The organism is Diaphorobacter sp. HDW4B (assembly GCF_011305535.1).
Classification (GTDB): Bacteria; Pseudomonadota; Gammaproteobacteria; order Burkholderiales; family Burkholderiaceae_C; genus Diaphorobacter_A.
The window spans coordinates 2,493,096-2,507,130 of the sequence record NZ_CP049905.1 but is presented as its reverse complement, the minus strand read 5'-3'; the positions used below and the strand labels follow the sequence as shown (position 1 = coordinate 2,507,130).

At 61.7% G+C, this 14,035-nt stretch carries 12 protein-coding genes; 5 read left to right on the top strand and 7 right to left on the bottom strand.

Annotated elements, in window-relative coordinates:
* Window positions 1-94: 94 nt before the first annotated feature.
* Window positions 95-760 (bottom strand): Spy/CpxP family protein refolding chaperone, encoded by a 666-nt coding sequence (locus G7048_RS11620; RefSeq protein ID WP_166068289.1) that lies wholly within the window; start codon window positions 758-760, stop codon window positions 95-97.
* Between the two features lie 343 nt (window positions 761-1,103).
* On the opposite strand from G7048_RS11620, the gene G7048_RS11615 reads away from it, so the two are divergent.
* Complete coding sequence (locus tag G7048_RS11615; RefSeq protein ID WP_166068288.1) at window positions 1,104-2,117, top strand: recombination-associated protein RdgC; 1,014 nt, start codon at window positions 1,104-1,106, stop codon at window positions 2,115-2,117.
* Between the two features lie 84 nt (window positions 2,118-2,201).
* Here the strand turns inward: G7048_RS11615 and G7048_RS11610 are convergent, their stop codons facing one another.
* A complete protein-coding gene (locus tag G7048_RS11610) occupies window positions 2,202-3,527 on the bottom strand; it encodes a dicarboxylate/amino acid:cation symporter (protein ID WP_166068287.1) in 1,326 nt (441 codons plus the stop codon).
* Window positions 3,528-3,778: 251 nt separating this feature from the next.
* On the opposite strand from G7048_RS11610, the gene G7048_RS11605 reads away from it, so the two are divergent.
* Window positions 3,779-6,436: a PAS-domain containing protein gene (locus G7048_RS11605; RefSeq protein WP_166068286.1), complete on the top strand. Its 2,658-nt coding sequence runs from the start codon at window positions 3,779-3,781 to the stop codon at window positions 6,434-6,436.
* Between the two features lie 6 nt (window positions 6,437-6,442).
* On the opposite strand, the gene G7048_RS11600 is transcribed toward G7048_RS11605, so the two are convergent.
* Both G7048_RS11600 and G7048_RS11595 read right to left on the bottom strand, forming a co-directional pair.
* Window positions 6,443-7,354, bottom strand: coding sequence for a class I SAM-dependent methyltransferase (locus G7048_RS11600; RefSeq protein ID WP_240933313.1), 912 nt, complete (start codon window positions 7,352-7,354; stop codon window positions 6,443-6,445).
* Window positions 7,355-7,374: 20 nt separating this feature from the next.
* Entirely contained in the window at window positions 7,375-7,788 is a 414-nt protein-coding gene (locus G7048_RS11595) for a 4-oxalocrotonate tautomerase (protein WP_166068285.1), read from the bottom strand.
* 273 nt (window positions 7,789-8,061) lie between these two features.
* On the opposite strand from G7048_RS11595, the gene G7048_RS11590 reads away from it, so the two are divergent.
* Window positions 8,062-8,919 carry a LysR family transcriptional regulator gene (locus G7048_RS11590; protein ID WP_166068284.1) on the top strand — a complete coding sequence of 286 codons (858 nt, stop codon included), beginning with the start codon at window positions 8,062-8,064 and terminating at the stop codon, window positions 8,917-8,919.
* On the opposite strand, the gene G7048_RS11585 is transcribed toward G7048_RS11590, so the two are convergent.
* The gene (locus tag G7048_RS11585; protein WP_166068283.1) at window positions 8,907-9,554 is read right to left on the bottom strand and encodes a response regulator transcription factor; all 648 of its coding nucleotides are present in this window, start codon (window positions 9,552-9,554) and stop codon (window positions 8,907-8,909) included. The two genes, G7048_RS11590 and G7048_RS11585, sit on opposite strands and share 13 nt — an antisense overlap.
* 67 nt (window positions 9,555-9,621) lie before the next feature.
* Between G7048_RS11585 and G7048_RS11580 the strand changes: the two genes are divergently transcribed.
* Both G7048_RS11580 and G7048_RS11575 read left to right on the top strand, forming a co-directional pair.
* Window positions 9,622-10,875, top strand: a complete 1,254-nt coding sequence (locus G7048_RS11580) for a nucleoside recognition domain-containing protein (RefSeq protein ID WP_166070929.1) — start codon at window positions 9,622-9,624, stop codon at window positions 10,873-10,875.
* Window positions 10,876-11,597: 722 nt separating this feature from the next.
* Window positions 11,598-11,855 (top strand): DUF3297 family protein, encoded by a 258-nt coding sequence (locus tag G7048_RS11575; RefSeq protein WP_166068282.1) that lies wholly within the window; start codon window positions 11,598-11,600, stop codon window positions 11,853-11,855.
* Between the two features lie 134 nt (window positions 11,856-11,989).
* Here the strand turns inward: G7048_RS11575 and G7048_RS11570 are convergent, their stop codons facing one another.
* Window positions 11,990-12,931, bottom strand: a complete 942-nt coding sequence (locus tag G7048_RS11570; protein ID WP_240933251.1) for a 2-hydroxyacid dehydrogenase — start codon at window positions 12,929-12,931, stop codon at window positions 11,990-11,992.
* Window positions 12,928-13,914 (bottom strand): tripartite tricarboxylate transporter substrate binding protein, encoded by a 987-nt coding sequence (locus G7048_RS11565; RefSeq protein WP_166068281.1) that lies wholly within the window; start codon window positions 13,912-13,914, stop codon window positions 12,928-12,930. Before G7048_RS11565 ends, G7048_RS11570 begins: the two co-directional genes overlap by 4 nt.
* Window positions 13,915-14,035 lie beyond the last annotated feature (121 nt).

Genomic DNA, 14,035 nt, shown 5'->3' with positions numbered 1-14,035 from the left:
CTTGTTTGCATTGGCCATGTGCAAAAACGAAGGACGAAAAAAAGCCCGCAACACACAGGCAGGTGTTGCGGGCTGGGGGATCAGGCTTCAGCGATTACTGGGCCGGAGCAGACGCTGTGGGCGCTGCGGGTGGCGTGGGCTTGCCTTCGCCGTGGTGATGTGCACGGTGCTTGCCATCGTGGCCGCCACGGCGGGGCGCATCGCCCTTGGGGCCGCCATCACGTGGGCCGTGTTCGCCGCCGGGACCGAAGCGGTGACCCATACGGTGGCTTTCCTGATCGAACACCTTCTGCTGCTCGGGCTTGAGCGCTGCGTAGAAGGTCTTCACCGCTTCGCCACGGCGGTCCATCTCGGCGGTGCGCTGGGCGTGCATGGCGCGCATGCGGTCGATGCGTTCGGGCGTGGTCAGCTTGTCCATTTCCTTGGGATCCAAGCGGGCGTGATCGGGGCGATCCTTGGGCTGCATGGATTGTTGGAAGGCGGTCCAGGCGGGTTCCTGATCGGCGGTGATCTTGAGCTTTTGCTTGAACGCTTCGGCGTGCTTGGCCATGCGTTCCTGGCGCTGCTCGGGCGTCATGCGTTGCTTGCGTTCGTGGTGACCGCGATGGGCGGGCTTGGCATCGGCTGGTGCCGAAGCTGTGGTGGCCGGTGCGGGGGCCGTGGTCTGGGCGATGGAGGGAACGGCGACTGCGGCCAACATGGCCGCGGCCAGTGCGGTTGCAGCGAAAGTACGGGTACTGAAGAGAGTAGAGCGGGCCATGATGAGATGTCCTTTCGTGAGGGATGAAACTTCTCGGGTCTTCCTGAAATCCTGGGAACAAGGGCGCCGGGGGTGTCCGCTCAGGTGAGAGAGAGCGGGTGGAGGGGAGCGGAGCAAGAACCCCGGCGCTTGAATGCAAGTGTCGAGTCGCCGTGTATCGCCTGCGTGTTCCGAACTTCAATCTGTGTAAAGTTCCACGAATTTCCCGGTGGGCTCAGCGCCGCTTGCAAGGGCGCATTTCCGCTTGAAAAGCGGCCGGTCGGCTTTGCATGACAATGGGGCATGCAACCGGGCCACACTCTATGGCTCACGTATTACGCAAAGTGAAGGACGGATAGTTATCGTGTTCAAAAACATGATCGTGTATCGCATCGCCGAGTCTTGGCAGATGGAGTTGACGCAGATTGAAGAGGCGCTTGGCAAGACGCTGTTCGAGGAATGCGGCGCGACGCAGGAAAGATCCATTGGCTGGGTGCCTCCACGTGGCGAAGAGCACGGCCTGCTGGCCGAATCCGTGGGCGGGCAGTGGATCCTGCGCCTGATGACCGAAGCCAAGGTGTTGCCGGGCTCGGTGCTGGCACGCAAGGTCAAGGAAAAGGCTGCGCGCATCGAGCAGGAAACCGGTCGCAAGCCCGGCAAGAAGGAAAGCAAGGAGCTGAAAGAAGAAGCCAAGCTCGACCTGCTGCCCATGGCCTTCACCAAGCAGGGCTCGACCTGGGTGTGGATCGATCCCGAAGCGCATCTGCTGGTGCTGGACACCGGCAGCCAGGGCAAGGCCGACGAAGTGGTGACCATGCTGGTCGACGCGCTGCCGGGCTTTGCCGTGGCGCTGCTGGACACCGCAGAATCGCCACAGGCCTGCATGGCGCATTGGCTCAAGGAACAGGAACCGCCGGTGGGCTTCAGCATCGACCGTGAATGCGAACTCAAAAGCGCTGACGAAGCCAAGGCCGTGGTGCGCTACTCGCGCCATCCGCTGGACATCGACGAGATCCGCGAACACATCGATCAGGGCAAGCTACCGACCAAGCTCGCGATGAGCTGGGACGACCGCGTCTCGTTCGTGCTGACCGAAAGCCTGCAGATCAAGAAGGTGTCGTTCCTCGACACGGTGTTTGAAGGCCAGAAGCAGGACGATGGCGGCTTCGACGCCGACGTAGCGATTGCCACGGGCGAGCTTACCAAGCTGCTGCCCGATCTGATCGAGGCTCTGGGCGGCGAAGGCCGCACGGAGCTTGGCGGTGGTACCTCGACCGCAACTGCGCGTCCCGCGTCAGAAAAACAGCCGGGGCCTGTGGGCAAGTCCGCAGCGGTGACGGCCGATGGTGAGGACGAGGAAGAAGATCCGCCGTTCTGATCATTGCGACAAAGAAAAAGCCCCGTGGCTGACGTTGGTCGGCCACAGGGCTTTTTGGATTGCGCGCGGCGCAGACGTCAGGCGTCAGGCGTGCTTCGCTCCGGGCTCTTCTGGTTCGGGCAGCAGCGTGCCGTTGAGGGCGGCGTCGAGCTTGTCGTGGTCCAGCGCCTTTTCCCAGCGCGAGACGACCACGGTGGCGACCGCGTTGCCCATGAAGTTAGTGAGCGAGCGGCATTCGCTCATGAAGCGGTCCACGCCCAGAATCAGCGCCATGCCGGCGACCGGCACTTCGGGCACCACGGCCAGTGTGGCGGCCAGGGTGATGAAGCCCGCGCCGGTCACGCCGGCAGCGCCCTTGGAACTGAGCATCGCCACCAGCAGCAGCATGATTTGATGGCCGAGCGTGAGGTGGGTGTCGGTGGCCTGCGCGATGAACAGGGCGGCCAGCGTCATGTAGATGTTGGTGCCGTCCAGATTGAACGAGTAGCCCGTGGGAACAACCAAGCCCACGACGGACTTGCTGCAGCCCGCCCTTTCCATCTTCTGCATCAGCGAAGGCAGGGCGGATTCGGACGACGAGGTGCCCAGCACCAGCAGCAGTTCGGCCTTGAGGTACTTGGCCAGCTTGAGCACCGAGAAGCCGCACAGGCGCGCCACGAAGCCCAGAATCACCACCACGAACAGCAGCGAGGTGATGTAGAACGTGCCCACCAGCCAGGCCAGGTTCACGAGCGAGCCCAGACCGAATTTGCCGATGGTGAAGGCAATGGCACCGAATGCGCCGATGGGAGCGGCCTTCATCAGAATGCCCACGAGCTTGAACACCGGCACGGTGAGCGATTCGAGGAACTTCAGCACGGGCTTGCCGTGGTCGCCGGACATGGCCAGCGCGATGCCGAACAGCACGGCGATGAACAGCACCTGCAGGATGTTGTCACCCACGAACGGGCTGACCAGCGTCTTGGGGATGATGTCCATGAGGAAGCCGGTGAGCGTCATCTCGTGCGACTTGCTCACGTAACCCTGCACTTCCTTCTGGTCAAGATCGGCCACGTTGATGTGCATGCCCGCGCCCGGCTGGATCACGTGCGCGACGATCAGACCGACGATGAGCGCCAGCGTCGAGAAGAACAGGAAGTAGATCATCGTCTTGACGAACACGCGGCCCACGGTGCGCAGGTGCGTCATGCCGGCGATGCCGGTCACGATGGTCAGGAAGATCACTGGCGCGATGATCATCTTCACCAGCTTCACGAAAGCGTCGCCCAGCGGCTTGAACTGCTGCGCGTACTGCGGCTCGAAGTAGCCGAGCAGCACGCCGACCACGATGGCGAAGATCACCTGAAAATACAGTTGCCGATAGAACGGCAGATGCTCTGGCTGAGCTGCTTGCTGCGGAATGGGTTGCATGCGGGTTCTCCAAAGTTTGAATGCGAGACCGCATGCAGGACCGACCCGTTTGACGAGCCATGCTCCGAGCGAAACCATCGCCAGCTTGCGGAATGTTTCGGTTTGTACGGCGCATGGCTCCCGCTGGCGATAACACATTGGTATTAGATGGCCGCTTTTCGGGCGTATCGGCGGCAAAACCTAGGGTAATCACCTAGCCTCTACACTGTACTGTTCGCTCGTTGAACCGCCTTTTTGGGATCGAACCGACCATGCCTTCTTCGCTCCGCCGCATCGTGTGGACCGTGCTTGCCGTGCTGGCGGGCATGCTGATTTGCATGCTGCTGGCCAGCCAGTACGCGCTGCATCGCTCGCTGCAGGACGAGAGCCGCACCGTGGAGCGGCAGCTCGCGCTCTACGCGCAGGAGCTGTCGCAGCGCATCGACCGCTACCGCACGCTGCCCGAGGTGCTGGCGCTCGATCCGCAACTGCGAGCGGCCTTCACGCATCCGTTGTCGGCAAGCGAAGTGGATGACCTCAACCGCAAGCTGGAAGCGGCCAACGGCGCAAGCCACTCGTCCACGCTCACGTTGGTCAATGCGCAAGGCCGGGCGATTGCGGCGAGCAACTGGCGCGACGAGCACAGCAACGTGGGCGAGGACTACAGCTACCGCCCCTACGTGACGCAGGCGCTGGCCGAGGGGCGCGGGCGCTTCTACGGCATCGGCATGACGACCGGCGAGGCGGGCTACTTTCTCTCGCGCGCCATCGTGGACGACGAGAGCAACATCGTCGGCCTCATCGCCATCAAGATTCTGCTGATCGAGCTGGAGCGCGGCTGGCTGCAGACCAGCGACATCGTGTTCGCGTCCGACGCGCACGACGTGGTGTTTCTCGCCAATCACGACGACTGGCGCTACCGGATGCTGGCACCGCTGTCTCAGCTTGACCGCCAGGAGATGAGCGCCACGCGACAATATGCCGATCAGGAACTCAGGCCGCTCAAGTTCCGCATCGACAAACAGGTAGCCGAGGGCGGCTCGCTCGCGCATTTCAAGGAGCCCTCGCTGTCGCAGCCCATGCTGTGGCAGACGGTTCAGTTGCCCGATTCGAAATGGCATCTGCATCTGCTGCACAACACGCAGATCAGCACCACGGCAAGCCGCTGGGCCACCGTCACCGCCGCTGGTGTGTGGTTGGCGCTTGCGATGCTGGTGCTCTATGTGCGCCAACGCCAGCGTCTGTCGAATCTGCGCCAGAGAAGCCGTCAGGAACTCGAGACGGTGCTGCATCAGCATGCGCAGGAACTGCGCACCGCACAGGACGGCATTCTGCAGGCCGCCAAGCAGGCCGACACGGGGCTCTCGCGCAGCCTGCAGCATCTGCCGCAGGGCGTGGTGGTGATCGACGCGGATCTGAACCTTGTGGCCTGGAATTCGCGCTACGTGCAGCTCTTCAAATTTCCGCCTGAACTCATGCGCGTGGGCGCTCCGGTCGAGTCACTGATCCGCCACAACGCCAAGCGCGGATTGCTCGGGCCCAACCCGAGCGAGAAGGCGATTCGACGCCGTCTCGAACATCTGCGCGAAGGCACATCGCATCTGCATGAAAGCGCCAAAAGCGATGGCACGGTGCTGGAGATTCGCGGCAATCCCATGCCGGACGGCGGCTTCGTGACGAGCTATGCCGACATCACCAGCTACAAGAACGCCGCGCGCGAATTGCGCTCGCTGGCCGACACGCTGGAGCAGCGCATCGCCGAGCGCACACGCGATCTCGATCAGGCCAAGCGCGAGGCCGAATCGGCCAATCGCTACAAGACGCGCTTCGTCGCCGCTGCGGTGCACGATCTGCTGCAACCGCTGAACGCCGCGCGCATGTTCAGCTCGCTCCTGCGCAGCCATCTGCACGACGACACCGCACGCCATGTGGCCGACAGCATCGACGGCGCATTGACCGCGCAGGACGGCATTCTCAACAGCCTGCTCGACATCTCGCGCATGGAGTCCGGACAGCTCGACGTGCATGTGCGCGACTTCGCGCTCGGCCCGCTGTTGCAGGTGATGCAGCACAACTTCGGCATCATCGCGGAGAGCCGTGGATTGAAGCTCACCGCCGTGAACTCGCACTATGTGGTCCACAGCGACGAAGCGCTGCTGCGCCGCATTCTGCAGAACCTGCTGTCCAACGCGATCCGCTACACGCCCAAAGGCCGCGTGCTGATCGGTTGCAGACGCCGTGGCGACCATCTGCGCATCGAGGTGCATGACCAGGGCCCCGGCATTCCCAAGAGCCTGCAGCGCGAGATTTTCGAAGAGTTCCGCCGCTTGAACGAAGGCCACGATCAGGACCGCGGCGTGGGGCTGGGGCTGGCCATCGTCGAACGTCTGGGCAAGTTGCTCGGCCACGAAATCGGCCTGACCTCCGAACTCGGCAAAGGCAGCACCTTCTGGGTGAGCGTGCCGCTCGCCGCACAGCAGCCTTCACCGACAGACGACAAAACCGCCGCCGCAGTGCCAGAAGCGCGCGCCGACATGCCGCTGCAAGGCCTGCGCGCCTGGTACATCGACGACGACGCGCCCAGTTGCACGGCCACGGGCGCGTTGCTGGAACGCTGGGGCTGCGACGTGCCATTCGCAGGTGGACCTCAGGCCGCGCTCGAATTCGCACGCCAGGGCAATGCCCCGCAACTGGTGCTGCTCGACGTGCGCATGGGCGCGTTCTTCGGCCCCGATCTGTATGGTGAACTGGCCGCCATCTGGCAGCAGCAACCACAGGTGATTCTCGTGACCGCAGAACGCGACATCGCCCTGCGCCGCAACGCCGCCGAACGCGGCTGGGCCATGCTGTTCAAGCCCGTGCGACCGGCTGCGCTGCGCGCGCTGCTGAGCCAGACCATGCTGCGTCTGCGCGAGACGGAAGGCGACTAGTACGGCTCATGCACGCTTGCGTGCAATGACCTCCATGCACAGGTAGTAGCGTTCACTGATGCCGTAGTCGATGGCCTCGAAACCCTGTGTCCGCAACAGTTGGCACAGCCGCTCACGACCGAAGTTGTGATAGTGCTCCAACTCGCCCCAGTACGGATTCTGCCCGGTTCGATCCAGCATTCGCCACGCGTAGCACTCATCGTTGGGCATCGAGAGAAAGAGCAGCCCATCATCGGCCAGCAAGCGATGTGCATGCTGCAGCACGGGAATCGGGTGGGGCACATGCTCAAGAACATCCGCCATGGAAATGACACGCAGAGGCTCCGGTGGAAGATAGTTTTCGAACAGCATGACATGTGCCTCGATTCCATCAAGCCGGATGAGTTCCACGGCCTGTTCGCGCAAATCCAGACCGACCACATTGAAGCCATATTCCTGCGCCGCGCCCAACAGTGCGCCGTTCCCGAATCCCACATCCAGCCACGTACCCTGCACCTCGCCAAGACATCGAATCACTTTCTCGACCATTTTTGCCGAGATGCTGCGACTGCCGTGCGGATTGTTGCCGGGCAACTGATGCGGATTGGCTGAACCGAAGATCCGTGCCAACGCCTCTTCGTTCCAATACCCGTGCGTGAACACGTGCTTGCAATCCGCGCACTGCATCCAGCGCATCTCATCACTGAGCCCCGCCTTGTACATAGGGTGCTGCGCACAGGAGGCATGGCGATGATCACCAAGCTGCTTCCCATCGCACAACGGACAGGATGCATAGGGAATGCGCCCGGACGAGCGGGGTGTGATGCTTGCAGCAATACCACTCGACAAGCTGAATGTGTAGTTTTGGGTAGCCATGTTGTCCCTCTGGAGTTGGAATGCATTTGGAGATCCGCACGCATTCTGGCATCCGGGAAACACGCTATTCAACGGCAGTATCCCTATCTGTTCATGTCATCCCTTTGGCTTTGCTGGTGCCGGTATTCCTGCGTGCGCCCGCCATATCCATAGGCCGTCGCGCGCGCGTCAATCACGTGCGTGTAGCTGCATTCATGCAGATTGGGGAGCAGCACCTTCATGGCCGCATGCAGCTCACGGATGAACTGCGCCTTCTCGGCCTTGGTGTTGGTCTCGTCCGTCACGCTGATGTCGAGATGAAACGCGCTCTGGCCCGTCTGCGCCAGCGTCTTTCCCGCGATGAACCATTGTTCGGAAGGTGTGAACAACACCTGTATGGAAATGACTTCCGGCTTCTTGCCGAGCACGCGGCAGGTCAGATCGATCACTTTTTCCACACTGCGCGTGGCCAATGCAGCATCCACGGGGCCTGAGAGCTGAAGAACGATATGGGGCATGTTGTGTACACCTCTGTTGATAAGCGATGTATGGATTTTGGAGAACATTTTTCCATCGGCAAAACGGGAAGATCAGTTAACATCCATCGGAAAACTCGGTGGATAACATGCGGGCAAGTGCAGGGATAACCGGTTGCAGAATCTGCGCACAAGCATCTGGATATCGACTGCAGAACCCCGTGCAAAACGCATGTAAAAACCATGTAGAGGTCATGTAGAAACCGTGAAAAAAGCGGTGCATGAACCGTGTGAAATCTGTGCAACTCCTGTGCAATGCAAGCCTTTGAAATCGATCAGCTCCGAACCTTTGTGCATGTCGTGAAAGCCGGCAGCGTGACGGCGGGTGCGCTCGAAGTTTTTCTGTCGCAGTCGGCCGCGAGCGAGCAGTTGAAGAAACTCGAAGACCGCGCGGGTAAGCTGCTGCTGGTGCGCAGCAAGAGCGGCGTTCAGCCGACCGCTGCCGGGTTGGTTCTGTTGGCCCACGCGCAGCGCTTGCTTGCCATGAGCGACGAGGCCTGGCGCGATCTGCATGAAGCCCCGCTGCAGGGCGAATTGCGCCTTGGCATCACCGATTACTTCCGCCCGTCCGAGGTGACGAATCTGCTCGCGCGACTGGCGCAGCAGCATCCCGGCGTGCGGCTGTGCGTGACGATGGGCAAAAGCCGCGAAGTGGAGAGCGCGCACGCGGCTGGCCAGCTCGACATCGCCATCACCATGCGCGCCGATGGCAAGACCAGTGCGCGTGCGCATCTGCTGCGCACCGAACCACTGCGCTGGATGGCCGCGCCCGGACGCTTGCCGACCAAGGGCGCGACGCTGCCGCTCATCACGCTCACCGAAGGTTGCTCACTGCGCTTGCTGGCCGAGAAGACACTTGTCCACAGGAGCGTGCCGTTCACCGTCGTGCATGTGGCTTCAGGCGTGCGCGGCATGCAGTCGGCACTCGCCGCAGGGCTTGGGTTTGCGTGCCTGAACGAATCGGCTTTGTGCGAGGGCGTGGACGTGGTGCCCGCGCGCGTGGCGAAGTTGCCTGCGCTGGGCTCGGTGAGTTTTCAGATGCTGCCCGCGCGACGCTCGGACGAGCGCATCGTGCGCGAGGTGCGCGATCTGCTGGTCGATCAGTTGAGTTGAACCGTGCTCTCGGGTTCGAGACTTTTCACCAGCACCGCAGCCTGTGTGCGGCTGTAGCACGCGAGCTTCTTGAGAATCGCCGTGACATGCACCTTCACGGTGTTTTCGGCCAGGCCCAGCTCATGCGCGATCTGCTTGTTGAGCAGACCATCGGCCAGGCACATGAGCACGCGGAACTGCTGCGGAGTGAGCTGCGCGAGCTTGGCGGCGAGATCCGCATCGGCGGGCGAACTCTCGGCATCGGTGTGCGGAAATGAGATGTCGCCATCGAGCACGTTCTGAATCGCCGCTGCCATGTCGTCGGCCGACGATGACTTGGGGATGAAGCCCGCCGCGCCGAACTGCTGCGCGCGGCGAATCACGCGCGGATGTTCGTTCGACGAGATCACCACCACGGGCACCTGTGGATATTCCCCACGCACATGCAAAAGCGACGAAAAACCGCGCGCGCCGGGCATGGCCAGATCCAGCAGCACGAGTTCGATTTCCGGGTGCTCGGCCAGCGCCGTGCCCAGCGTCTGGGCGCTGGCGGCTTCGAGTGTGGAAAACTGCGCGAAGCGTTCATGCAGCACATGGATCAGCGCCGCACGAAACAGCGGGTGGTCATCGGCAACAAGCAACGTGGGTTCGGACATGGCGCGCAGTCTGCCACGAGTTGGGCCGCCCGCGAGCGACATGCCCCCGAAACGCTACCATCGCGGCATGGCACTCAACTGGGTCTGGATCGGTTTTTTCACAACCGCATTTTTCACCGCTGTCTGGCGGTGGTGTACCGGCGACGACGGGATCTTTCAGGCATTGCTCACGGCGATGTTCGATGGCGCGCGCTCCGGGTTTGAAATTTCATTGGGCCTGGTCGGCATCATGTGTCTGTGGCTGGGGCTGATGCGCGTGGGCGAAAAAGCCGGAATGATCGAGCTGCTGGCCCGCATCGCCAGCCCCGTGCTCACGCGGCTGTTTCCCGGCGTGCCGAATGGCCACCCGGCGCAGGGCGCGATGACGATGAACATCTCGGCCAATCTGCTGGGTCTCGACAACGCCGCCACGCCGCTGGGTCTCAAGGCCATGCGCGAGCTGCAGTCGCTCAACACCGAAAAGCCCGAGACCGCAAGCAACGCGCAGATCATGTTTGTGGTGATGAACACTGCGGGGCTGACGCTGATTCCCACCTCGGTGATCGCCATCCGCCAGAGCGTGGCGCTCAAGCAGGGCCTGGGCGCGAACTTCAACGCGGCCGACATCTTTCTGCCCACGCTGATCGTCACCTTCATCTCGCTGCTCGCCGGTGTGCTGGCCGTGGCGGTCTGCCAGCGCTTGCCGATCTGGAAGGCCAGGCTGTTGCTGCCGGTGCTGATCACGGGCTGTCTGCTGGCCGCCGCGGTGGCCGCGCTGGCGCAGTTGCCAGCCGAACAGGCCGCGAAGATCGCCGGAGCCATCGGCGCGGCGGTGATTCTGGGCGTGGTGATGCTGTTTTTGCTGGTCGGTGCCTGGCGGCGGATCAATGTCTACGACGCGTTCATCGACGGCGCGAAGGAAGGCTTTGGCGTGGCGGTGCAGATCATTCCCTACCTGATCGCGATTCTGGTGGCCATCGGCGTGTTCCGTGCGGCGGGCTGTATGGACGCGCTTCTCGCTGGCATTGGCGCGGTGGTCAGTGCGCTCGGCATGAACACGGATTTTCTGCCCGCGTTGCCGGTTGGCCTGATGAAGGTGCTGTCCGGAGCCGGAGCGCGCGGCTTGATGATTGACGTGCTGCAGACCTACGGTGTAGACAGCTTTGTGGGCCGTCTGGCCGCGATTGTCCAGGGATCGACCGAAACCACGTTCTACGTGCTGGCCGTGTACTTCGGCAGCGTGGGGGTGCGCTACAGCCGTCACGCGCTCGCCTGTGCCCTGTTTGCGGACGCTGTGGGCCTGATCGCCGCCATCGGGGTGGGGTACGCCATGCTGCGCTGATTTATGCGCTGAGCGGCCGGAAAACCGGTCTCACGGACCGGGCCAAGCGCCATCCGGCCGAAAGAAACGGCTTCTGTTTCGCTCCTTCTTTTCGTTCTACCTCGCCGCTTTGGCAAAGCCAAAGCGGCTTTTTTTATTTTTTTCGAAAGTTATCCAGAGATATCCATGGTTATCCACAGGAAATCTCCAGAGCCATGGGGATAAAGCCATCTGATTCGAAGTTTTCATCCATCGAACTCTCCAATTTTTCAGCGCGGCTTCTTTCCAAAGTTCTCCCTGTCTTCTTCTTTATTGATGTTATTTAAGAATGTTAGTAGTAATAGGGAAGCGGGCAAACTGTGGATAAGTTGTCTTTTGTTTTTGATATCAAAGAGTTGTTGAAAAAACAAGCATGTGGACCCGACCCGGCTGACACTGCATCGCAAATGGGGACAAATCCGGCGAAGTTCATCAGCCTGTGAATAAGTGTTGGGTTGTTCTTGCTTGCTCCTCAATGTTATCCACAGATGGGGTATTTCCCATGAAAACACGATATAAGTCTCGTGAATGTTATTGTTTTAGCTATTTAAACAATAGCTATTGAAGCTGATGAAAATGGCTTTGTCACAGCAAAAATAGGGCCTTGGACAACTGCTGTTTTCAGCGCGCAAGAGGGCCCGCAGCGGGCATTCGCGGTGGTTTGCGGGACAATGTGGGCTTTTCGAACAACGAGATAACGCACCGTGACCGACTCTGCAACGCCCCAACTGCCCGACCGCCTGTCCATCGACCCCCGCAGCCCACACCACAAGCCGGAGTTCTTCGAGCAGGACATCGGCATCACCTTCAACGGCAAGGAGCGCTTTGACGTGGAGGAATACTGCGTGAGCGAGGGCTGGATCAAGGTTCCCGCCGGCAAGACTCTGGATCGCAAGGGCCGCCCCCTGCTGATCACCCTGAAGGGCAAGGTCGAGGCCTTCGTCAAGCCCGCTGCGGCTTGATCGATTGCCTGTTTTTTGGTCAACCCTGGTGGTTGGCCCATGAAAAAGGGAGCGCCACATGACGCTCCCTTTTTTGTTGTGCTTGTTTTTTAAGCAGTTTTTTCGGTGGTGTTCAAAATTTGAGCAGATCTGACTCAGATTGGATGGAGCATCGTCCCTGAGCGCAGAAATTCCGCCACGTTGGCCAGCACACAGTTCTGCATGTCGAGCCGGGTGTCGACGGTGGCGCTGCCCATGTGCGGGGTGAAGACGACATTGGGCAGATCGCGCAGCACTTGCGGTGCGCCCGGTTCGTTTTCCAGCACGTCGAGACCCGCTCCGGCAATGGTCCTGTGGACCAATGCGTCGATCAGCGCGGTTTGGTCGACCACCGAGCCACGCGCGATGTTGACCAGAATGCCTTGTGGCCCCAGTGCCTTGAGCACTTCGGCGTTGACGATGTGGAAGGTGGACGCGCCGCCGACGCAGGCCAGCACCAGAAAATCAGCCCATTTGGCGAGTGCGCTGAGATCGGGCTCGAAGCCGTAGGGCAGTAGCGGTTTGGCGCTGCGTGCGGTGTAGCGCACCTGCATGTCGAAGCCGTGGCCGCGCCGTGCAATCGCCTGGCCGATGTTGCCCATGCCGACGATGCCCAGGCGCTTGCCTGAGACGCGCAGACTCAAAGGAAACTCGCCGAGTTTCTTCCACTGGTCGGCGCGCACATAGCGATCGCCCTCGGCAACGCGGCGGGCGCTGGCGAGCATCAGCGCCCAGGCCATGTCGGCCACGCAGGCGTCGAGCACGCCGGGCGTGTTGCTGACTTGGATGCCGCGCGCCTTGGCCGCCGCGATGTCGATGGTGTCGAAGCCCGCGCCCCAGCTGCAGATGCCGCGCAGATTGGGAAATCGCGCCATGGTGTCGGCGCTGCAGCCTGCGCGCACGGTGGTGACGAGCAGTTCCACTTCCGCCGCATGCGCGTCGAACCAGGACTTGTCCACAGTCCACAAGGCGGGCGCGGACAATTGCTCGCGCAGTTGCTGGTCTGCATGCTCGCCGACCGGGGCCCACTGCGCGACGCGAGCGATATGCGTGCTCACTCGACCTTTGCGCCCGAGATCTTCACCGCTTCTGCCCAGCGCTTGGCTTCGGCGTCGATGAGCTTGGAGAAGTCCTGCGAGCCAAGGTTGTTCACTTCCGCGCCCATGTCTTCGAGCTTCTTGGTCATCTCGGGTGTGGCGACGATGGCCTGGATGTCCTTGGTGATGCGGTCACGCAGTTCCGCAGGCAGCTTGGCCGGCGCAAACGTGCCGAACCAGGTCGCGCCGACAAAGCCCTTCATGCCTTGCTCGCCGAAGGTGGGCACGTCCGGCACGGCGGACATGCGCTTGTCGTGCGCAAGGCCGATGGCGCGCAGCTTGCCGGACTTGATGTAGCTGGTCACCTCGGAGAGCGTGGCAAAGGCCATGTCCACCTGGCCGCCGAGCAGGTCGGTGATCATCGGTGCTGCGCCTTTGTAGGGCACGTGCACGGTGTTGACGCCGGCCTTGGTCTTGAACAGTTCACCCGTCAGATGTTGCACGCTGCCATTGCCTGGCGAGCCGATGCTGGCACCGCCGGGCTGCGACTTGATCCACTTGAGCAGCTCGTCCAGATTCTTGGCGGGTACCTTGGGGCCGGTGACGAGCACCAACGGAATCGTGGCCGTGAGCGTGATCGGCGTGAAGTCCTTGATCGGGTCGTAGTTCAGCTTGGGGTAGAGGCTGGCGCTGATGGTGTGCGTGGCGGTGGTCTCGAACAGCGTGTAGCCGTCCGGAGCCGACTTGGCCACGTTTTCAGCGCCCACCGTCGTTCCTGCGCCTGCGCGGTTGTCCACGATCACGGCCTGTCCCCATTGCGTGCCGAGCTTGTCGGCAATCATGCGGCCAATCACATCGGTGGCACCGCCCGGTGGATAGGGCACGACCATGCGCACGGGCTTGGTGGGGTAGCTTTGCGCAAGGGCGGAAGTGACGGGGGCGAGGGTGGCGGTGCAGGCAAGCGCGGCCAGCAGCACGCGCAGGGACGAACGGCGAGTGTTCATGGGAAGTCTCCAGAATTTTTCGAATAAATGGGTGGCGTTCTTTTGGGCGGTGTTCTTTTTTTGAATTCGATTGGAGCGGCTTCAACTCATAAACACAAATCGATATTTGTCGTAGATTTAT